Here is a 21,778-nt window from a genome sequence, read left to right as displayed (position 1 = left end):
AATGTTTGTACCCTCTCCCTGTGGGAGAGGGCCAGGGTGAGGGCATCAGACCGCACGATCCCCCCATTCATTCCACCGCAAACACCTTATCCAACCTGCTATACCCCAGCCCGTTAATCTTCTTCACTTTGATCTGCACCGGAATGCGCTCTTTCATCGCCTCAACGTGGCTGATCACGCCGATGGTTTTCCCGGTGGCGTTCAGCGCGTCGAGCGCATCCAGCGCGGTATCCAGCGTCTCACTGTCTAGCGTGCCGAACCCTTCATCCAGGAACAGCGAATCGATCCGCGTTTTATGACTCACCAGATCGGAAAGCGCCAGCGCCAGCGCCAGGCTGACCAGGAAGCTCTCACCGCCGGAGAGGGTGCGCGTATCGCGGACTGCATCCGCCTGCCACGTATCCACCACTTCCAGCTCCAGCGCGTCGCTGGCCTTGCGCTGCAATAAATAACGCCCGTGCAGACGGTTAAGCTGCTGGTTAGCAAGCCAGACAAGATTGTCCAGCGTCAACCCCTGGGCGAACTTACGGAACTTGTCGCCGGTGCTTGAGCCGATCAGCGCGTTCAGGTAACCCCAGTCGTCCGCCTGGCGCGCGGCCTCTTCAATTTGCTGCATCAACGCCAGCTGGTGCTGGCGGTTATCGCTGTCCTGCTTAAGCTGCTGACGGATCTCGCCCTGATGCGTTGTGTTCTCGCGAAGCCGTTGCGCCAGCTGCTGCAGCTGGCTTTGCAGCGTGGGAGCATCGGCGTTGAGCCCTTGCGGCCTCTGTGCCAGATGAGACTGCAGCTGTTGGTTCGCTTGCCCGCATAAAGCCGCGGCCTGCTGTATCTGGTTTTCCAGCGACTGTTTCAGCTGTTCAAGGTGGCGAATAGCGTCGTCATTCAGCAGCGCGGCAAGGAACGCGTCCCGATCGGCAAAGCAGCTCGCCGAGAGCGCCGCGGTGAACTGCGTCTGCGACTGCTGCAGGCGCTCTTGCTCCAGCTTTTCCTGCTGATGCTGCGCGGTGAGCTGGCTCTGCAGCGACAGGCATTCGTCGTGGACGTCGCGCCAGTTGTCAGGAATAACCGGTTCGGCTTCTTCGCTGTTCGTTGCCGGAAGCGCGTCGAGCAACGGCTTCAGGGCGTTTATACGTTCCAGAAGCACGCCGTGCTGCGTTTGCTTTTCCTGCCACTGCGCGAATTCCGCTTCGCGGGCGTGCAGCCAGGCGGCTTCATTACCGTTTTCAGGTACGTTAAGCGATAGCGAGAGCAGGGTGTGTCCCAGCGCCTGGCGCGCGGCCGCCAGCTGCTGCTGATACTGTCGCTCCTGTGCTTCCTGTTCGTTCAGCTGGTTTTGCAGGGTCAGACGCTGGCTGAGCTGATAGAGCTGGCGCTCGTACTGTTCCTGCTCGTTCATCCATGGCGCGATATCGTCCTGAATATTCAATGCGATGTTCAGGGAAGCGCAGGCTTCCGTCCACTCTTTAGTGAGCGCTTGCTCTTCCTGAGAGAGAGTCTGCGCTTCGTCTGACTCGCGCTGGATCTGCTGACTCAGGGCATTGACCTGCCCCAGCACCAGCAGGCCTTCCTCTTTTAGCGCGGCGACCTCTTTTTCCAGGGCATCACGGCGGCGCTGGTTATCCGTCAGCTCAAGAGACTGGTATTGCTCAACGGCGGGATGCTCGCAGGAACCGCACAGTGGACAGGGTTTGCCCGCCTCAAGCTGCGAACGATAGCTTTCCAGGTCTTTAATCGTCGCTTCGCGTTCGCACAGGGCCTTCACGTCCAGATAGTGCTGGTGTTTCTCTTTGTACTGCTGGCGGCGCAGGGTCAGCGTTTCATTGAGCTTATTTTGTTCGGCCCGGGCCTTCTGCACGCTTTCACCGCTCTGGCGCAGGCGCTTTTGCAGCGGCTGATAGCGGGCATGCAGCGAGGTTAGCTGCTGGCGCAGCGGGCGTGACCGCGACTGCTGCTCCATGGCCGCGCTAACATCATCCGCCGTCAGGGTCAGCGAATTTTCCGGCATCCCGGCCAGCCTGTTGCGTAATTCGCTCATCCGCGCAGCAAGCGAGGCCAACTGAGTTTTGTCGCGGTTAAGCTGCGATAGCTGGGCGCGCCAGCCGGCAATTTCTTGCCCCAGCAGGCGATAGCGCTCGTGCTCCCCCATCCACTGCGCCAGCGCCGTCAGCTCGGTTTGAAGCTGCTCTTGATTACGCTGGGCGGTATTGCGGATACGTGCGCGCAGCGCGGTTTTGGCTTGTAAGCGAGTATTTACTTCGATAATTCGCTGCTGGGTTTGCGCCAGACGCGAGGTTTGCTCCTGCTGATGATCCCAAAGCGGCCGAAGCTGGGCGGCGGGGAGAGCGAGCTGGAGCTTAGCCAGCTCTGGCGCAGCGTTCGTCAGCGCCTGTTGCGCCTGCTGCTGCATCGCGATGACGCGCTGCTGCTCAAGCACGAGCTCATCATAGCGCGTAAGCCACTGAAAATCTTTCTGCTGGCTTTTCTGCTGTTCCAGCAGGGTTTTCTCTTCGTCAGTAAGTGCCTGCAAACTTTGCTGTAACTGCTGCTGTTGTTCTTCGCTCAACAGCACGACGCCCGCCGCCTGCGCCTCGTACTTTTCAAGCACGCTGCGGGCGGCTTTGTGTTTTTCAAACACCATGGCGGAAATCTGGCCGTAGATCTCGGTGCCGGTCAGCTCTTCCAGCAGCTCGGCACGGTCGCTCGGCCTGGCGTTAAGGAAGGCGGCAAACTGCCCCTGTGAGAGCAGCATTGATCGGGTAAAGCGACCATAGTCCAGTCCGGTGAGCGCGGCGGTTTGCTCCAGTTTATCCGATACTTTGTCGGCCAGGATTTTGCCATCTTCGCAGCGCGCCAGCTCCACGCGCGGCGCCTGCAGGTTTCCGTCCGGCTGATTGCGCGCGCGGTTCTGGCTCCAGAAGGCGCGATAGGCAGTGCCTTTTACCTCGAACTCCACTTCCGCCAGGCACTCGGCGGTGTCGCGCGTCATCAGGTCGTTTTGCGCCTGAGAGACCTTCTGCAGTCGCGGCGTTTCGTGATAAAGCGCCAGACAGATGGCGTCGAGCAGGGTAGTTTTTCCTGCCCCGGTCGCGCCGGTGATGGCAAACAGACCGTTGCTGGCAAACGGCTCTGCGGTAAAGTCAATTTTCCACTCGCCCTTGAGGGAGTTGAGGTTTTTCAGGCGCAGGCTCAAAATTTTCATGCGTTTTCTTCCTCATCATTGAGCGCATGCAGGGTATGGCTGAACAGTTCGCTGAGTCTTGCGCGCTTCGCGTCGTCAATTTCCTCCTGCGAGAGCCTGCGTTCAAACACCTCTTCAACCCGAAGCTCACTGAGCGTTTCGCGTTGAGCGCTTAACAGAATTTTCTCGCGCTGCTCGCGGCTGCGGCGGACCAGTAAGACTTCGACGGGCAAATCCTCCGTCAGCGCCTGAATTTTGCGCTGCATATCGTGCAGGTAGTCATCGGTGGTGATTTCGATATCCAGCCAGACGGGGGGATCTTGTTCGGCACCGCGCCACTGTTCCAGCTGGGCGGTGATGGCATCCAAATCGCCTTTCAGCACCGCCAGCGGCTGGGTGACAGGTACTTCCAGCGTCTCGACGGCGCGGAGTTTTCCCTCGCTGAAGCTCACCAGATGCACGGATTTGGCTTTGCCCGTTTCGTCAAAGCTGAGCGAAATAGGGGAGCCGCAGTAGCGGATGTGCTCGCTGCCGCCAATAACCTGCGCGCGGTGGATATGCCCGAGCGCAATGTAGTCGGCTGGCGGGAAGTTCTGCGCCGGAAAGGCGTCCAGCGTGCCGATATAGATGTCACGTACGGCGTCACTTTTACTGGCCCCGACTGTGGTGAGATGCCCGGTCGCAATCACCGGAATCGGCTGGTCGCCGCGCAGGGCGCAGGCATCGGCATGCTGCTGGTGATAATAGTCGGTGATGGCCTGCAAGAGATGCTGCTGCTTTTCAGCGCCCGATAGCCCCGCCTGGCTTTGCACGATGTCGCGCGGCCGTAAAAACGGTATCGGACACAGCACCGCCCCAGGCGACCCGTCGCGTTTTTTCAGGATTTGCGGGGCGTGCCCGGCGCTGGCGACGACGGTGGTATTGAGAAACGCCAGGATGTCGCGGGATTCATTCAGCGTCGCGACGGAATCGTGGTTGCCGGCGACTATCACCAGATGACAGCCGGTTTGCTGCAGATTCACCACGAAGCGGTTATATAGCTCGCGCGCATAGCTCGGCGGCGAGCCGGTATCAAAGATGTCACCCGCCACAATAATCGCGTCCACCTCGTGCGTCCGGGCCGTTTCCAGCAGCCAGCCCAGGAACGCTTCATGTTCAGCCGCACGGCTTTTGCTGTAAAAATTTTGACCCAGATGCCAGTCCGAGGTGTGAAGTATGCGCATAGCTGATCCGTGGCAAAAAAGAGAAAGCAGGATTATAAACGTTCAGAGAAGGGAAAATAACCGCTGTAATAAAACAACAGTTTGCCCGTTAACGTGGTACTGTTTTTCATAAATCTGTCATAAATCTGACGCATAATGGCGCCGAATTACAAACTTGTAACGTAAATAAGATAAGACAGGGCAAAGTATGGCGAGACGTATTCTGGTCGTAGAAGATGAAGCTCCAATTCGTGAAATGGTGTGCTTCGTGCTCGAACAAAATGGCTTCCAGCCGGTTGAAGCTGAAGATTATGACAGCGCAGTGAACCAGCTGAATGAACCCTGGCCCGATCTGATTCTGCTGGACTGGATGTTGCCCGGCGGCTCCGGACTGCAGTTTATCAAACACCTGAAGCGTGAAGCGCTGACCCGCGATATTCCGGTTGTGATGCTTACGGCGCGCGGAGAAGAAGAGGATCGCGTGCGCGGTCTGGAAACCGGCGCGGACGATTACATTACCAAACCGTTCTCCCCTAAAGAGCTGGTGGCCCGCATTAAAGCCGTAATGCGCCGCATCTCGCCGATGGCGGTGGAAGAGGTGATCGAAATGCAGGGACTGAGCCTTGATCCTACGTCTCACCGCGTGATGACCGGTGAAAATCCCCTCGATATGGGCCCTACCGAATTTAAACTCCTGCACTTCTTTATGACCCACCCGGAACGCGTGTACAGCCGCGAGCAGTTGCTGAATAACGTCTGGGGAACTAACGTGTATGTCGAAGACCGGACGGTTGACGTACATATTCGCCGCCTGCGAAAAGCACTGGAACTGAGCGGCCACGATCGCATGGTGCAGACGGTCCGCGGCACGGGTTATCGTTTTTCTACCCGTTTCTGAACAATGACAGGAGTGTGACGCGTGCTGGAACGTCTGTCATGGAAAAGGCTCGTCTTTGAACTGATCTTATGCTGTATTCCGGCCTTCATTCTGGGGGCCTTTCTTGGACACCTGCCGTGGTTTCTGCTGGCGTCGGTCACCGGGCTGCTCATCTGGCATTTCTGGAACCTGCTGCGCCTCTCATGGTGGCTGTGGGTTGACCGAAGCATGACGCCGCCGCCGGGAAGCGGCAGCTGGGAGCCGCTGCTGTACGGTTTGCATCAGATGCAGATGCGTAATAAAAAGCGCCGCCGCGAGCTGGGAAGCCTGATTAAGCGTTTTCGCAGCGGTGCGGAGTCGCTGCCGGATGCCGTGATTCTGACGACCGAAGAAGGGACGATCTTCTGGTGTAACGGCCTGGCGCAGCAGCTGCTGGGCCTGCGCTGGCCTGATGATAATGGACAGAATATCCTCAACCTTCTGCGTTATCCCGAGTTCACGCTGTACCTTAAAAAGCGTGACTTCACACGCCCGCACAATCTCAAGCTCAATAATGGTCGCCATCTGGAGATCCGCGTGATGCCCTACAGCGATAAGCAGTGGCTGATGGTGGCGCGCGATGTTACCCAGATGCACCAGCTGGAAGGGGCGCGTCGCAACTTCTTCGCCAACGTCAGCCACGAACTGCGAACCCCGTTGACCGTGCTGCAGGGCTACCTGGAGATGATGCAGGAGCAAACGCTGGAAGGCGCGCCGCGTGAAAAAGCGCTGCACACCATGCGCGAGCAAACGCACCGGATGGAAGGCCTGGTGAAGCAGCTGCTGACGCTCTCGAAGATTGAAGCGGCGCCAACGCTCGCGCTGAATGACACCATTGATGTCCCGATGATGCTGCGGCTCGTGGAGCGTGAAGCGCAGACGTTAAGCCACAAAAAGCATCACCTGACCTTTGACGTCGACAACACGCTGAAGGTGCTGGGCAGCGAAGATGAGCTGCGCAGCGCCATTTCCAACCTGGTGTATAACGCGGTGAATCATACGCCGGAGGGGACGGATATCGTGGTGCGCTGGCACCATGCCCCAACGGGGGCCGAGTTTAGCGTGGAGGATAATGGGCCGGGGATCGCGCCGGAGCATATTCCGCGTCTGACCGAGCGCTTCTACCGTGTGGATAAAGCGCGATCCCGGCAGACGGGCGGAAGCGGCCTGGGGCTGGCAATTGTGAAACACGCGGTCAATCACCATGAAAGCCGTCTCGATATTCATAGTACCCTGGGCAAGGGAACCCGCTTCAGCTTCGTTATCCCGGAACGATTAATTGCCAAAAAGATCGCCTGACGGCGGACGTGTCATTTTTCCTTTCCACGGGTCAGCCATCGCTGGCCCGTTTGCTTTGCAGTAAAGCGAAACGCGGATGAATTTTATACGGCTGGCTGTTTTTTGTTCGCATGATTAGCCATGGGTTTTTCTTATAAACAGCGTATTGTGCTGGTGCGTATTTTCATGCTGGCATATTGTTCTGGTTTTACGATCCCACCTTGCCTTTAAACGTTATAAGCGTTTAAATTGCGCCCCAGATACTGTCAGACCGACTGTATTTGCGTGGTAAATCGAAAAACTATTCTTCTCCACGCCAGGACGGGAGCATTTTCCGCTGAAATTGAGCAAATTTTCGGCTGTATCGTCCCGTCAGGGAGAACGAAAATCTCAATGTTTTCAACACCACATCCACAGGCAGTAAGGTTTTATGACCCATCACTTAAAATCGCGTGACATCATCGCGCTGGGCTTTATGACATTTGCGCTGTTCGTTGGCGCAGGCAACATCATTTTCCCTCCAATGGTTGGCTTACAGGCGGGTGAACACGTCTGGACCGCCGCGTTTGGTTTCCTGATTACTGCCGTGGGTCTGCCGGTGCTGACCGTCATCGCGCTGGCGAAAGTCGGCGGCGGTGTGGATAGCCTCAGCTCCCCGATCGGCAAAGTGGCAGGCGTTCTGCTGGCGACCGTCTGCTATCTGGCCGTGGGGCCGCTGTTTGCCACCCCGCGTACCGCTACCGTTTCCTTCGAAGTGGGGATTGCTCCCCTGACCGGTGACGGCGCGATGCCGCTGTTCATCTACAGCCTGATCTACTTCGCTATCGTGATTCTGGTTTCCCTCTATCCTGGCAAGCTGCTGGATACCGTGGGTAACTTCCTTGCTCCGCTGAAAATTGTGGCGCTGATTGTTCTGGCGGTAGCGGCTATCGTCTGGCCAGCGGGCCCGATTAGCGACGCGATGGACGCCTATAAAAACGCCGCGTTCTCTAACGGCTTTGTGAACGGCTACCTGACGATGGATACGCTGGGCGCGATGGTGTTTGGTATCGTGATCGTTAACGCCGCGCGTTCCCGCGGTGTGACCGAAGCGCGTCTGCTGACCCGCTATACCATCTGGGCCGGTCTGATGGCTGGCGTAGGGCTGACGCTGCTGTATCTGGCGCTGTTCCGCCTGGGCTCCGATAGCGCCATGCTGGTCGATCAGAACGCCAACGGTGCGGCTATCCTGCACGCCTACGTTCAGCACACCTTCGGCGGTGCGGGCAGTATGCTGCTGGCGGCGCTGATCTTCCTGGCCTGTCTGGTCACTGCGGTTGGCCTGACCTGCGCCTGCGCAGAGTTCTTTGCGCAGTATCTGCCGCTCTCTTACCGCACCCTGGTGTTTATCCTTGGCATCTTCTCTATGGCGGTGTCAAACCTCGGTCTGAGCCACCTGATTCAGGTCTCTATTCCGGTACTGACGGCGATTTATCCGCCGTGCATCGTGCTGGTTGTGCTGAGCTTCACCCGCCCGTGGTGGAACAACTCCTCACGAATTATTGCGCCAGCCATGTTTATCAGCCTGATTTTTGGTATCCTTGACGGGATTAAAGCATCAGCGTTCGCTGAAGTTCTGCCAGCCTGGACACAGCGTCTGCCGCTGTCCGAGCAGGGTCTGGCCTGGCTGATGCCTACCGTTGTTGCGCTGGTTCTGGCGATTATCTGGGACCGTGCTGCAGGGCGTCAGGTCGCATCGAACGCTCATTAATCAACGGCAACAAACTGTTTAACCACGGGGCTTAAGGCCCCGTGGTTTTTTGTTTTTTCGTGTTGAATGGCAAGATTTAAATGGAAAGCACTAACAAACTTAAACGTGGATTGAGCACGCGCCACATCCGCTTTATGGCGCTGGGCTCGGCTATCGGCACCGGTCTTTTTTATGGCTCGGCAGATGCCATCAAAATGGCCGGTCCCAGCGTGCTGCTGGCGTACATCATCGGCGGCGTGGCGGCGTATATCATCATGCGCGCCCTCGGCGAAATGTCGGTTCACAACCCCTCCGCCAGCTCATTCTCCCGCTATGCGCAGGAAAACCTCGGCCCGCTGGCCGGATTTATCACCGGCTGGACCTACTGCTTCGAAATCCTGATTGTGGCGATTGCCGACGTGACGGCGTTTGGCATTTATATGGGCGTCTGGTTCCCGGCGGTGCCGCACTGGATTTGGGTGCTGAGCGTGGTGCTGATCATTTGCGCCGTCAACCTGATGAGCGTGAAGGTGTTCGGCGAGCTCGAGTTCTGGTTCTCCTTCTTTAAGGTCGCGACCATCATCATCATGATTGTGGCCGGTTTCGGCATCATCATCTGGGGGATTGGCAACGGCGGGCAGCCGACCGGGATCCACAACCTCTGGAGCAACGGCGGCTTCTTCAGCAACGGCTGGCTCGGGATGGTCATGTCGCTACAGATGGTGATGTTCGCCTACGGCGGTATCGAGATTATCGGTATCACCGCCGGGGAAGCGAAAGACCCGGAGAAATCCATTCCGCGCGCCATAAACTCGGTACCGATGCGTATTCTGGTGTTCTACGTGGGTACGCTGTTCGTGATTATGTCTATCTACCCGTGGAACCAGGTGGGCACCAACGGTAGCCCGTTTGTCCTGACCTTCCAGCATATGGGCATTGCGTTTGCGGCCAGCATACTCAACTTTGTGGTGCTTACCGCGTCGCTTTCCGCGATCAACAGTGACGTCTTTGGCGTGGGCCGTATGCTGCACGGCATGGCGGAGCAGGGCAGTGCGCCGAAGGTGTTCGCCAAAACCTCGCGCCGCGGCACGCCGTGGGTGACCGTCGTGGTGATGACCGTTGCGCTGCTGTTCTCGGTTTACCTGAACTACATCATGCCGGAGAACGTCTTCCTGGTGATTGCGTCCCTGGCAACCTTCGCAACGGTATGGGTGTGGATCATGATCCTGCTGTCGCAGATTGCCTTCCGCCGTCGCCTGTCGCCGGATGAGGCGAAAGCGCTGAAGTTCAAAGTACCGGGCGGGGTGGCGACCACCGTCGTCGGGCTGATCTTCCTGGTGTTTATCATTGGCCTGATTGGCTACCATCCGGACACCCGCATTTCGCTATACGTGGGCTGCGCGTGGATTGTGCTGCTGCTGGTGGGCTGGGTGTTTAAATGCCGCCGCGACCGTCAGCTGGCTGAAGCGCAGTAACATCCTTTTCCCCTCTCCCCGTGGGAGAGGGTTAGGGTGAGGGCATCAGGACACACTGATGCCTCATCCCCCGTCCTCCTCCCCCAATAAATCACGTCATGGTGAGCTATCCTTAACCACCCTGTGGCAAGGTGACGTCAATTTCATCAAAGGGGATTCGTGATGTTAAACGCCTGGCACCTTCCGGTTGCCCCATTTGTTAAGCAAAACAAAGACAACCTTGTGATTACGCTCTGGCTGGCGGGGGAAAATCAGCCTGAACGCGTGACGCTTCGCGCCGAAATCGATAACGAAGAGACCGGGCTGAAAATGCACAAGCTGCGCAGTCAGCCTCAGCCGGGGATCACCGCCTGGCGGGCGAATATCGACCTGCGTAGCGGACAGCCGCGCCGCCGCTACAGCTTTAAGCTTTTGTGGAACAACCGCCAGCTGTGGTTTACCCCGCAGGGGTTTAGCCGTTTCCCGCCCGCACGGCTGGAGCAGTTTGCGGTCGATTACCCGGATAACGGCCCGCAGTGGGTTAACGATCAGGTCTTTTACCAGATTTTCCCGGACCGCTTTGCGCGCAGCGAAAAGCGCACCGAGCAGCAGGATAAGGTTTATTACCACCACGCGGCGGGTCACGACGTCATTATGAAAGCGTGGGATGACCCGGTGACGGCGCAGGCGGGCGGATCGACCTTCTACGGCGGCGATCTCGACGGCATCAGCGAAAAGCTGCCGTACCTGAAAAAACTGGGCGTGACGGCGCTGTATCTCAACCCGGTGTTTAAGGCCCCGAGCGTACACAAATACGATACCGAAGATTATCGCCACGTTGACGCGCAGTTTGGCGGTGACGAGGCGCTGCTGCGTCTGCGTAATAACACCCAAAACGAAGGCATGCGCCTCATTCTTGACGGCGTGTTCAACCACAGCGGAGATTCGCACGCCTGGTTTGACCGCCATAACCAGTCGATGGGCGGGGCATGCCATAACCCGGATTCGCCGCAGCGCGGCTGGTACAGCTTTAACGAGGAGGGCCGTGCGCTGGACTGGCTGGGCTACCCGAGCCTGCCGAAGCTGGATTTCCAGTCGCCAACGCTTGTGAACGAGATTTACGGCGGGGAAAACAGCATCGTGCGTCACTGGCTGAAGGTGCCGTGGAATATGGATGGCTGGCGCCTGGACGTGGTGCATATGCTCGGCGAAGCGGGCGGGGCGCGGGAAAACCTTCAGCACGTCGCCGGGATTACGCGCTCGGCAAAAGCGGCCCAGCCGGAGGCGTTCGTCTTTGGCGAGCACTTTGGCGACGCGCGCCAGTGGCTGCAGAACGATGCGGAAGATGCGGCGATGAACTATCGCGGCTTTACCTTCCCGCTGTGGGGATTCCTCGCTAACACCGATATCTCCTACGATCCGAATCATATCGACGCTGAAACCTGCATGGCGTGGATGGAGAACTACCGCGCCGGCCTGTCGCATCAGCAGCAGCTGCGGATGTTTAACCAGCTCGATAGCCACGATACCGCGCGCTTTAAATCCCTGCTCGGCAAGGATGTCGCGCGTCTGCCGCTGGCGGTGACATGGCTCTTCACCTGGCCGGGCGTACCGTGCATCTACTACGGAGACGAAGTGGGGCTGGACGGCAACAACGATCCGTTCTGCCGCAAAACCTTCCCGTGGGAGCCAGCGAAGCAGGACAAGGTGCTGTTCAGCCTGTATCAGCGGCTGGCGAAGCTGCGTAAGCAGAGTCTCGCCCTGCGCTACGGCGGCTGTCAGGTGGTGTACGCCCACGATAACGTGGTGGTGTTTGCTCGCGTCTATAACCAGCAGCGCGTGCTGGTGGCGATCAACCGGGGCGAGGCCTGCGAAGTGGTGCTGGATGATTCACCGCTGCTGAAGGTGGCTGCGTGGAAGAGCAAAGAGGGCAAGGCGACGATACAGGACGGCGTGCTGGCGCTGCCTGCGGTATCCGCGACGATCTGGTTCGGCAGTTAAGACCTGTTAATGTTTCCACCTTTTAAGATGGCGCAAATGCAACGATTTGTGTCAATCTTAACGGATCGTTTACGGTGAAGGTGGAAACATGGACGAGCTTTACATCCTTGGCTGTTTATTCCTGGTTTTTGCGCTGCTGGTTGCGCCCGTGCTTGCGGTTATCGGGTTTAATCGAAGTACGGCAGCGCGGCAGGAGATTGCCCGGCTGCGCCAGCGCATAGAGGCGCTTGAGCAGCGCGGCGTACCTGAGAATGCGCCGGAACCGGTGCAGGCCACCGCGCGGGTCCCTGTAACCGCGCCGGTTGTAGAGGACGCCCCCGCGCCTGTCGACCCCTGGCGCCCCGATATTCCCGCTGCGGTGGCAGAACCCGCTCCGGCCCCTGCGCCAGCGGCAAAACAGCCTTCAGCCTTTGGCGGCATCCTGACGTCGCTTGCGCGCTGGTTCATGCAGGGTAATCCGCTGGCGAAGCTTGGGATCCTGCTGCTCTTCCTCGGTCTTTCATTCCTGCTGCGCTATACCGTCGAGCATTCCCTGTTCCCGCTTGAGCTGCGCCTCGTGGCAACCGCGCTGTTTGCCATTGTTTTGCTGGCAGTCGGGTGGCGGCTGAGGCACAGGCAGCGCGTCTATGCGCTGATCCTCCAGGGCGGAGCGACCGGCGTGCTCTACCTGACGGTGTTTGGCGCCTTCCGGCTCTGGCAAATGCTGCCGATGACGCTGGCCTTTGCGCTTCTGGTGGTGATCTGCGCGGCAAGCGTCGGGCTGGCGGTGCTGCAGAAGGCGCTGAGCCTTGCCATGCTGGCGAGCCTCGGCGGCTATCTTGCGCCGCTGCTCTTGTCTACCGGGGGCGGCAGCTTTGTCGCGCTGTTCTCTTTCTATCTCCTGCTTTCCATCGGCATTCTCGCTATCAGCATCTGGCAGCACTGGCGCGAGCTGAATCTGCTCGGGCTGTTGTTCACCTTCGGCGTGGGCGGCCTGTGGGGGCTGAATGACTACCAGCCTGAAGATTATTGGATCTGCCAGCTGTTCCTGATTGCCAATACGCTGATATTCGGCGTGCTGAGCGTGGCGCTGTCGCTGCGGGCGCAGGAGAAAGGGAAGCAGATTATTGACGGCGTGCTGCTGTTTGCCCCGCCGCTCATCGGCTTCGGGATGCAGTACGGCATGACCCGGCACTGGGAATATGGCCCGGCGCTGAGCGCGCTGGGCTACGGCGCATTTTATCTCACCCTCGCGTACCTCGCGCTGCGGCGCTATCCCTCCCTCGGACGGCCGCTGGTCATGGCGGCGCTGGCCATCGGCGGCGGGTTCGCCACGCTCGCCATTCCGCTGGCGCTGTCGGCGCGCTGGACGGCGATGGCCTGGGCGCTGGAAGGGGTGGGCATCCTCTGGCTGGGCGTGCAGCAACACCAGCGTCGCATGAGCTATAGCGGGACGGCGCTGATGGTGCTGGCGCTCGGCAGCGCGCTGTGGGCGCAAACCAACGGCGTTACGTCGCTGAGCCTGCTTCTTATCTTCGCCATCCTCAGCCTTTGCTGGCTGGCTGCGGCCTGGCTGTGGCGGACTCTCTTCCTGCCGGTCAGCTGGGCGCTGCTGGCTGGCGGGTTGCTGTTCTGGCTCGTGGCGCTATTGGGCGCGTCGCGGCTGGCGCTGACGAAAGAATTACCGGTTCTGGCGGGCGTGCTGGCGCTGACGGCGGCGTCGGTCTGGGGCTGGCGGCATGTCGCTGCTCGCCTGGCGTGGCGGGAGCTGGATGCCAGCAAATGGCTGCTGTGGCCAGTTATGCTGCTGATGGTGGGGTATCAGCTCTGGCATCAGCAGATCGTTTCCGCCGGCTGGTCAAACCTGGCCTGGTGCGTTGCGCTTCCTGCCGCGCTGATGCTGCTGCGGCGCGACGGTGAAAGACTTCTGCCGCGCATCGCGATGGGGCTGCATCTGTCGCTGTTCTGGATGATTTTACTGGCGCTGGCCGCCGAGCTTTACTGGTTTGCCCGGTCCCTGCCGTGGGGCATGGCGGCCTGGGGCAGCGGTTTAGCGATGGCAGCAGGCGGCGGGGTGATTATGGCGCTCTCTGCAGCCGTACGGCGTCGCGTATGGCCTTTCCGGGAGTGGCCTGCGCTCTACGCCTGCCTGGCACCGATTCCCGTAGTCGTGGCGCTGCTGGTATTGCTGGTAGCGACCAATTTCCAGGACGGCGTGGTCTATCGTCAGACCTGGCTACCGCTGGTAAACCCGCTTGAGGAAGGCGCGGCGTTCGCGTTGCTGGGGCTGGTCGTCTTTTATCGGGCTGTGGATCGTTACTATCCGGAGTGGCTCTCGCAGGCCCGCCCGTGGCCTGCCGTCGCGATTATGGCGTTTGGCTTCTGGTGGCTAAACGGCGCGCTGATGCGCGCCCTGGCCTGGTACGGCGACGTGGCCTGGAATATGGCATCGCTGTGGGATTCGCGTCTTATCCAGACCAGCTTTGCCCTGTTCTGGATGCTGAGCGCGCTGGTTGTCATGATCCATGCCACCCGTCGGGCTTCCCGGCAGGAGTGGCTCTGCGGCGCCGCACTGCTGGGTGTGGTAATGGTTAAACTGATGCTGGTGGACAGCGCGGGCGGAGGCGGTCTGTCGCGCGCGGTGGCGTTTATCGGCGTGGCGATACTGGTTCTTATCGTGGGGTATTTCTCACCGCTGCCGCCCAAAACAGGAGATGAAAAATGAAATGGATGAAAGCGGTAGCCTGTACCGCGCTGCTGGCGCTTTCCGGCCCGGCGTTCTGCGACGAGGGGCAAACGGAATCGCCCCGGGACTATGCTTTTGGTCTTTCACTCGATACGTCCGTTTCTTCCCGGTGGTATCGGGTGATGCTGCCGCTCGCCGTCTATGAGCAAAGCACGTCGCCGGATCTGCGTGATGTTCGCGTCTTTAACCAGTCGGGCGAGCCGGTTCCCTTCAGCCTGGTCAGTGCGACGCGTCCGCAGGCGCCAGTGCAATCCACCGCGCTGCGCCTCTTCCCGCTGGACGCCTCACCGCTTGCGGCTTCGCGAGGATCCGGCGATAGCGATAAGATCCTGCTCCGCTCCGCAAACGGCGTTGAGATTGTGCTGGAGGGGCAAAAAGCCGCCGCAGCCGGGCAACATTATCTGCTGACCCTGCCGGAGCAGGCGACGGGGGAGATCGCCATATCCCAGCTGCAGCTGCTCTGGAATACCCCGCAGACGCCGTGGCAGGGAACGGCATCGGTCTATTACAGCGAAGATCTTAAGCGCTGGTATACCCTGCGCGAAGAGATGCCGCTGCTGGACGTCGCCAGCGGTAAGGATCGCCTTAAGCTCGATCGGGTCGATACCGATACGGTTTTATCTCCCGATGCGAATCGCTATCTCATGGTGGTGCTGAATGCGCAGAGCCAGGGAATAACCTTGACCGGCGTAAACGCAATCAGCGCACCTGCCCAGGCGGCCCCGGAAGCGGTCAATCTTGAAGGGAAAGGGGAGCAGCTATCGACAAGCGAAGCGCTGTGGCACTGGGCGCGCCCGCAGCCGCTGAGTGCTGTCAGCATCTCACTGAATGGCGATGGCGTCCTTCCCGTGGAGATCGCGTGGCGGAGTACGGAAAAAGACGCATGGCATCCCCTGAAGAAAGAGGTTCTTTACCGTCTTGACGGAAAAACGTCGCCACCGGTTTCGCTTAACGGGGGCCTGGTGCAGGCCGTAAAAATCACGACGCTGAATGCGCGTCTGCCAGAATACCTGCCGGGCGTCACGGGACATCGTGACCGCTATGACCTGGTGTTCAACGCGCAGGGGAAAGCGCCGTACGTGCTCGCCTGGGGCAACGGCGCCGCAAAGCCAGCACAGGTGGAGCCTGACATGCTGATCCCAGCCGATCTGCGCAAGACCTATGATATGGCGAACCTGCCGCAGGCCGACATTGTGGATGATGTTGCGTTAGGCGGTGAGGGGCGTCTGACCGCCACCTCTGCGGCCGATCGGGCGAGCTGGATGAACGCCCAGCTGGTGTGGGGCGTGCTGATTGCGGGCGTGATTCTGCTGGCGGGCATGGCCTGGCGCATCTGGCGAGAGACGCAGCGTAAGGCATAAAAAAAGGCCCGCATTAGCGGGCCTTTCTCGTAAACCGTGCCGATTACAGGCTGGATACGTTCTCAGACAGGTATTTAGCCACGCCGTCTGGGGAAGCAGCCATACCTTCTTTACCTTTTTCCCACTGAGCCGGGCACACTTCGCCGTGCTCTTCGTGGAACTGCAGCGCGTCAACCATGCGCAGCATTTCGTCAATGTTACGACCCAGCGGCAGATCGTTCACAACCTGGTGACGAACGATGCCGTTCGCGTCGATCAGGAAGGAACCACGCAGCGCAACGCCAGCGTCCGGATGTTCGATACCGTAAGCCTGCTGGATTTCGCGTTTGATGTCCGCAACCATTGCGTATTTCACCGCACCGATGCCGCCTTTGTCGACAGGGGTGTTACGCCATGCGTTGTGTACAAATTCAGAGTCGAAGGAGACGCCAACAACTTCCACGCCACGCTTCTGGAATTCTTCATAACGTTTGTCGAATGCGATCAGCTCAGACGGGCAAACGAAAGTGAAGTCCATTGGCCAGAAGAACAGAACGGTCGCTTTACCGTTGGTGTGCTGTTTGAAGTTGAAGTTTTCAACGATTTCACCGTTGCCCAGAACTGCTGCAGCTGTAAAATCCGGAGCCGGACGAGTTACCAGAACCATATGATTCTCCTGTAGATACTAAGGTTATTTGGAACGCAACGCGAGCCAGTATAGAGAGTGTTCATGGATAAGACAAAGAGGTGGTGACAATCGTTCCGCCAGCTTTTACCTATCAATGCGAATTCTGTCAGAGCTGTTTGTTTTTCGCCTGCGCCATCATGCGCGGGTAAAACTGCCAGAAACGCGTTTCCAGCGCATCGTAATGCTCATCCAGGTCATGCCAGGAATCCCGCAGCGCATCCAGGCGCGGGCGACGGCTCGCCATCCCGTTCAGCACATTCTGAATGAAATCCATCTCGCGATAGCGCTCCAGCCAGCGTTCCGACCACAGATAGTTATTGAGATTCACAAAGCGCGGCGGTGAGTCGGGCAGAATGATCGACACCTGCTGGTGGGCATAACGCACAAACGCCGGCAAGGGCATCTCCGGCGACAGCTGTTCCCAGTGGCGCGACAGGAAGTGATCCCACATCACGTCGAGCGTGATTGGCGCAACGCGGCGCGTTTCAGGGCGGAACCACGCTTTGGCTTCCGTCACTTCCGGCAGCTTATCCGTCAGCACGTCGATGCGGCGGTGCATAAAAATTCCGTCGACGACCTCAGGGGAATAGTCCTCTGCGGGGTTGCCGCGTACGAAATCGGCCAGCAAATTGCCCGACAGGGAGCTGTCAGCGAGGTGCGCGAGATGCAGGTGAGCGAGAAAATTCATGCGTTTTATTTGTCCGGGGGCGGCTAGTTGTTGCAGCAAAAGGGTGTGAGCACTAGACTATGCCGCCTGTTTTTAAGTCACGAGTATACGTCATGCGCGTCGCCGATTTCTCCTTTGAACTACCTGAATCCCTGATTGCTCACTATCCCATGCCTGAGCGCAGCAGCTGTCGCTTACTGTCACTGGATGGGCCAACGGGCGAGCTGACGCACGGTACTTTCACCGATTTGCTCGACAAGCTCAACCCTGGCGATCTGCTGGTCTTTAACAATACCCGCGTGATCCCGGCGCGCCTGTTTGGCCGTAAAGCCAGCGGCGGCAAAATTGAAGTGCTGGTCGAACGTATGCTCGATGATAAACGTATTCTGGCACATATTCGCGCTTCTAAGGCGCCGAAGCCGGGCGCTGAACTGCTGCTGGGCGATGATGAGAGCATCAAGGCGACCATGACCGCGCGCCACGATGCGCTGTTTGAGGTGGAGTTCAACGACGAGCGCACGGTGCTCGATATCCTGAACGCCATCGGCCACATGCCGCTGCCGCCGTACATTGAGCGTCCGGACGAAGAGGCCGACCGCGAGCTGTATCAGACCGTCTACAGCCAGAAGCCGGGTGCCGTCGCTGCGCCAACCGCGGGCCTGCATTTTGATGAGCCGCTGCTGGAAAAACTGCGTGCGAAGGGCGTTGAGATGGCGTTCGTGACGCTGCACGTCGGCGCGGGAACCTTCCAGCCGGTGCGCGTGGACAGCATTGAAGATCACATCATGCACTCTGAGTATGCCGAAGTGCCTCAGGACGTGGTGGACGCGGTGCTGGCGGCGAAGGCGCGCGGTAGCCGCGTCGTTGCTGTCGGTACGACATCGGTACGCTCACTCGAGAGCGCCGCGCAGGCGGCGAAAAACGGTCTTATCGAGCCGTTCTTTGGCGATACGCAGATCTTTATTTACCCGGGCTACCAGTACAAAGTAATTGACGCACTGGTGACCAACTTCCATCTGCCTGAATCGACGCTGATTATGCTGGTTTCCGCATTCGCGGGTTATCAGCATACGATGAATGCATACAAGTCTGCGGTAGAACAAAAATATCGCTTTTTTAGCTACGGGGACGCGATGTTTATCACGTACAATCCGCTGGCTTTGAATGAGCGTGTCGGGGAATAAGTCCGCGGCACCGTTTTACAACGTTGGACTGTTTTTCTGACGTCGGAGAAAAAATGAAATTTGAACTCGATACCACCGACGGTCGCGCGCGTCGCGGTCGCCTGGTGTTTGATCGCGGCGTGGTGGAAACCCCCGCGTTTATGCCTGTGGGCACGTACGGCACCGTCAAAGGGATGACGCCGGAAGAAGTTGAAGCCACCGGCGCGCAGATTATCCTCGGCAACACCTTCCACCTGTGGCTGCGTCCGGGTCAGGAGATCATGAAGCTCCACGGCGACCTGCACGATTTCATGCAGTGGAAAGGTCCAATCCTGACCGACTCAGGCGGCTTCCAGGTCTTCAGCCTGGGCGATATCCGCAAGATCACCGAGCAGGGCGTTCACTTCCGTAACCCGATCAATGGCGATCCGATTTTCCTCGATCCAGAAAAATCGATGGAGATTCAGTACGATCTCGGCTCTGACATCGTGATGATCTTCGACGAGTGTACGCCGTACCCGGCCGACTGGGATTACGCTAAGCGTTCCATGGAGATGTCTCTGCGCTGGGCGAAGCGTAGCCGTGACCGTTTTGACTCCCTGAATAACAAAAATGCGCTGTTCGGCATTATCCAGGGCAGTGTTTACGAAGATTTACGCGATATCTCTGTTAAAGGTCTGGTAGAGATAGGTTTTGATGGCTACGCTGTCGGCGGTTTGGCTGTGGGTGAGCCGAAGGAAGACATGCATCGCATTCTGGAGCATGTTTGCCCGCAAATCCCTGCGGATAAACCACGATACCTGATGGGCGTGGGTAAACCAGAAGATCTGGTTGAAGGCGTACGCCGCGGCATTGATATGTTCGACTGCGTTATGCCAACCCGCAACGCGCGTAACGGTCATTTGTTCGTTACCGATGGCGTGGTGAAAATCCGTAACGCGAAGCATAAGAGTGACACCAGCCCGCTCGATTCCGAGTGCGATTGCTATACTTGTCGCAATTATTCTCGCGCCTATCTGCATCATCTCGATCGTTGCAACGAGATTCTGGGCGCGCGTCTCAATACCATTCATAATCTTCGTTATTATCAGCGCCTAATGGCTGGTTTACGTAAGGCTATCGAAGAGGGTAAATTAGAGAGCTTCGTGACCGATTTTTACCAACGTCAGGGGCGGGATGTTCCACCGTTGAACGTTGATTAATTTTATAATGAGGGAATTTGAATGAGCTTTTTTATTTCTGATGCGGTAGCGGCAACAGGTGCTCCAGCGCAGGGCAGCCCGATGTCTCTGATTCTGATGCTGGTTGTGTTCGGTCTGATCTTCTACTTCATGATCCTGCGTCCACAGCAGAAGCGCACCAAAGAGCACAAGAACCTGATGAACTCCATTGCGAAAGGCGATGAAGTGCTGACTAACGGTGGTCTGGTCGGTCGCGTAACCAAAGTGGCTGAAAACGGCTACATTGCTATCGCCCTGAACGACACCACTGAAGTGGTCATCAAACGTGACTTCGTAGCTGCCGTTCTGCCGAAAGGCACCATGAAGGCGCTGTAATCCCAACTTTTCCCAAAGGGAACTGCCGTGTTAAACCGTTATCCTTTGTGGAAGTACATCATGCTGGTCGTCGTGATTCTCGTCGGCCTGCTGTACGCGCTTCCCAACCTGTATGGTGAGGATCCGGCTGTTCAAATCACTGGCGCGCGCGGTGTCGCCGCCAGTGAGCAAACGCTGATCCAGGTCCAGAAAACGTTACAAGAAGAAAAAATTACCGCTAAGTCTGTGGCTCTGGAAGAGGGTGCAATTCTTGCTCGCTTCGACACCACCGACACGCAGCTCCGCGCTCGCGAAGCGCTGATGGGCGTGCTGGGTGACAAATACGTCGTGGCGCTTAACCTTGCCCCTGCAACCCCGCGTTGGCTGGCTGCAATGAAAGCAGAGCCAATGAAACTCGGTCTTGACCTGCGTGGCGGCGTTCACTTCCTGATGGAAGTGGATATGGATACCGCGCTCGGCAAGCTGCAGGAACAGAATATCGACAGCCTGCGCAGCGATCTGCGTGATAAAGGCATCGCTTACACCACCGTGCGTAAAGAAGATAACTACGGCATGAGCATCACGTTCCGCGACAGTGCGGCGCGCGATCAGGCTGTAGATTACTTGACCCAACGTCACCGTGACCTGGTGATCTCCTCGCAGGGCAGCAACCAGCTGCGCGCGGTGATGACCGATGCGCGCCTGAAAGAAGCGCGTGAATATGCCGTACAGCAGAACATCAACATTCTGCGTAACCGTGTAAACCAGCTGGGTGTGGCTGAGCCGCTGGTACAGCGTCAGGGTGCTGACCGTATCGTGGTTGAACTGCCGGGTATCCAGGACACTGCGCGTGCGAAAGAGATTCTGGGTGCGACCGCAACCCTGGAATTCCGTCTGGTGAACTCCAACGTCGATCAGTCCGCTGCCGCAGCAGGGCGTATTCCGGGTGACTCCGAAGTGAAACAGACCCGCGAAGGTCAGCCAGTTGTGCTGTACAAACGCGTGATTCTGACCGGTGATCACATCACCGACTCCACGTCGAGCCAGGACGAATACAACCAGCCGCAGGTTAACATCTCGCTGGATAGCGCGGGTGGTAACATCATGTCTAACTTCACCAAGGACAACATCGGCAAGCCGATGGCGACCCTGTTCGTGGAGTACAAAGACAGCGGTAAGAAAGATGCAAACGGTCGTGCGGTGCTGGTGAAAGAGGAAGAGGTGATTAACATCGCAAACATCCAGTCTCGTCTGGGTAACAGCTTCCGTATTACCGGTATCAACAACCCGAACGAAGCGCGTCAGCTCTCCTTGCTGCTGCGTGCCGGTGCGCTGATTGCGCCAATTCAGATTGTTGAAGAACGTACCATTGGTCCAACGCTGGGTATGCAAAACATTCAGCAGGGCCTGGAAGCGTGTCTGGCCGGTCTGGTGGTCTCTATCCTCTTCATGATCTTCTTCTATAAGAAGTTTGGTCTGATTGCGACCTCCGCGCTGATCGCCAACCTGGTGCTGATTATCGGCATTATGTCCCTGCTGCCGGGGGCGACGCTGACCATGCCGGGGATTGCGGGTATCGTTCTGACCCTTGCGGTGGCGGTTGACGCCAACGTACTGATTAACGAACGTATCAAAGAAGAGTTGAGTAACGGTCGCTCTGTTCAGCAGGCGATTGACGAAGGCTATAAAGGCGCGTTCAGCTCCATCTTCGATGCGAACGTAACAACACTGATTAAGGTTCTTATCCTGTATGCAGTGGGTACTGGCGCTATCAAAGGCTTTGCGATTACAACCGGTATCGGTGTCGCAACGTCAATGTTTACCGCTATTGTCGGCACCCGTGCCATCGTGAACCTGCTGTACGGCGGCAAGCGCGTCAAAAAGCTGTCTATCTGAGGAGTG

Annotated in this window: 15 protein-coding genes; 11 read left to right on the top strand and 4 right to left on the bottom strand. The window is 58.1% G+C overall.

Translation table 11 applies throughout. From position 1 onward, the window contains the following. Window positions 1–67: 67 nt before the first annotated feature. Together sbcC and sbcD are read right to left on the bottom strand one after the other, a co-directional pair. Window positions 68–3,199: an exonuclease subunit SbcC gene (gene sbcC, locus RVY89_RS14410; RefSeq protein ID WP_484825696.1), complete on the bottom strand. Its 3,132-nt coding sequence runs from the start codon at window positions 3,197–3,199 to the stop codon at window positions 68–70. Next, window positions 3,196–4,401, bottom strand: a complete 1,206-nt coding sequence (gene sbcD, locus RVY89_RS14405) for an exonuclease subunit SbcD (RefSeq protein ID WP_484825695.1) — start codon at window positions 4,399–4,401, stop codon at window positions 3,196–3,198. Before sbcD ends, sbcC begins: the two co-directional genes overlap by 4 nt. A 187-nt stretch (window positions 4,402–4,588) precedes the next feature. On the opposite strand from sbcD, the gene phoB reads away from it, so the two are divergent. The 7 genes from phoB to RVY89_RS14370 all read left to right on the top strand — a co-directional run bounded on the left by phoB (window position 4,589) and on the right by RVY89_RS14370 (window position 15,844). Then, complete coding sequence (gene phoB, locus RVY89_RS14400; RefSeq protein WP_008503265.1) at window positions 4,589–5,278, top strand: phosphate response regulator transcription factor PhoB; 690 nt, start codon at window positions 4,589–4,591, stop codon at window positions 5,276–5,278. A 21-nt stretch (window positions 5,279–5,299) separates the two neighbouring features. Next, a complete protein-coding gene (gene phoR / locus RVY89_RS14395) occupies window positions 5,300–6,595 on the top strand; it encodes a phosphate regulon sensor histidine kinase PhoR (protein WP_484825694.1) in 1,296 nt (431 codons plus the stop codon). Between the two features lie 409 nt (window positions 6,596–7,004). After that, on the top strand, window positions 7,005–8,324 hold the full coding sequence (gene brnQ, locus RVY89_RS14390) for a branched-chain amino acid transporter carrier protein BrnQ (RefSeq protein WP_045909798.1): 1,320 nt from the start codon (window positions 7,005–7,007) through the stop codon (window positions 8,322–8,324). An 80-nt stretch (window positions 8,325–8,404) separates the two neighbouring features. Beyond that, window positions 8,405–9,778 carry a proline-specific permease ProY gene (gene proY, locus RVY89_RS14385; protein ID WP_008503261.1) on the top strand — a complete coding sequence of 458 codons (1,374 nt, stop codon included), beginning with the start codon at window positions 8,405–8,407 and terminating at the stop codon, window positions 9,776–9,778. Window positions 9,779–9,940: 162 nt separating this feature from the next. Then, the gene (malZ, locus tag RVY89_RS14380; protein ID WP_484825693.1) at window positions 9,941–11,758 is read left to right on the top strand and encodes a maltodextrin glucosidase; all 1,818 of its coding nucleotides are present in this window, start codon (window positions 9,941–9,943) and stop codon (window positions 11,756–11,758) included. A gap of 88 nt (window positions 11,759–11,846) precedes the next feature. Then, window positions 11,847–14,462: a DUF2339 domain-containing protein gene (locus RVY89_RS14375; RefSeq protein WP_484825692.1), complete on the top strand. Its 2,616-nt coding sequence runs from the start codon at window positions 11,847–11,849 to the stop codon at window positions 14,460–14,462. Beyond that, the gene (locus RVY89_RS14370; RefSeq protein ID WP_484825691.1) at window positions 14,459–15,844 is read left to right on the top strand and encodes a DUF3999 domain-containing protein; all 1,386 of its coding nucleotides are present in this window, start codon (window positions 14,459–14,461) and stop codon (window positions 15,842–15,844) included. Before RVY89_RS14375 ends, RVY89_RS14370 begins: the two co-directional genes overlap by 4 nt. Before the next feature lie 43 nt (window positions 15,845–15,887). On the opposite strand, the gene RVY89_RS14365 is transcribed toward RVY89_RS14370, so the two are convergent. Together RVY89_RS14365 and acpH are read right to left on the bottom strand one after the other, a co-directional pair. After that, window positions 15,888–16,490, bottom strand: a complete 603-nt coding sequence (locus tag RVY89_RS14365) for a peroxiredoxin (protein WP_008503347.1) — start codon at window positions 16,488–16,490, stop codon at window positions 15,888–15,890. Between the two features lie 127 nt (window positions 16,491–16,617). Further along, complete coding sequence (gene acpH / locus RVY89_RS14360; protein ID WP_370884076.1) at window positions 16,618–17,199, bottom strand: ACP phosphodiesterase; 582 nt, start codon at window positions 17,197–17,199, stop codon at window positions 16,618–16,620. A gap of 92 nt (window positions 17,200–17,291) precedes the next feature. On the opposite strand from acpH, the gene queA reads away from it, so the two are divergent. Genes queA through secD form a run of 4 tightly spaced genes read left to right on the top strand, consistent with a single transcriptional unit; the run spans window position 17,292 to window position 21,772 of the window. Continuing rightward, a complete protein-coding gene (gene queA / locus RVY89_RS14355) occupies window positions 17,292–18,362 on the top strand; it encodes a tRNA preQ1(34) S-adenosylmethionine ribosyltransferase-isomerase QueA (RefSeq protein ID WP_148769542.1) in 1,071 nt (356 codons plus the stop codon). Window positions 18,363–18,415: 53 nt separating this feature from the next. Next, the gene (tgt, locus tag RVY89_RS14350; protein WP_371898745.1) at window positions 18,416–19,543 is read left to right on the top strand and encodes a tRNA guanosine(34) transglycosylase Tgt; all 1,128 of its coding nucleotides are present in this window, start codon (window positions 18,416–18,418) and stop codon (window positions 19,541–19,543) included. Between the two features lie 21 nt (window positions 19,544–19,564). Continuing rightward, window positions 19,565–19,897, top strand: coding sequence for a preprotein translocase subunit YajC (yajC, locus tag RVY89_RS14345; protein WP_003859109.1), 333 nt, complete (start codon window positions 19,565–19,567; stop codon window positions 19,895–19,897). A 27-nt stretch (window positions 19,898–19,924) separates the two neighbouring features. After that, window positions 19,925–21,772 (top strand): protein translocase subunit SecD, encoded by a 1,848-nt coding sequence (gene secD / locus RVY89_RS14340; protein WP_371898746.1) that lies wholly within the window; start codon window positions 19,925–19,927, stop codon window positions 21,770–21,772. Window positions 21,773–21,778 lie beyond the last annotated feature (6 nt).

Source organism: Enterobacter sp. 3U4 (assembly GCF_057224565.1).
Note: the sequence above shows the minus strand (reverse complement) of the source record. Positions and strands in the feature narration are given on the sequence as shown.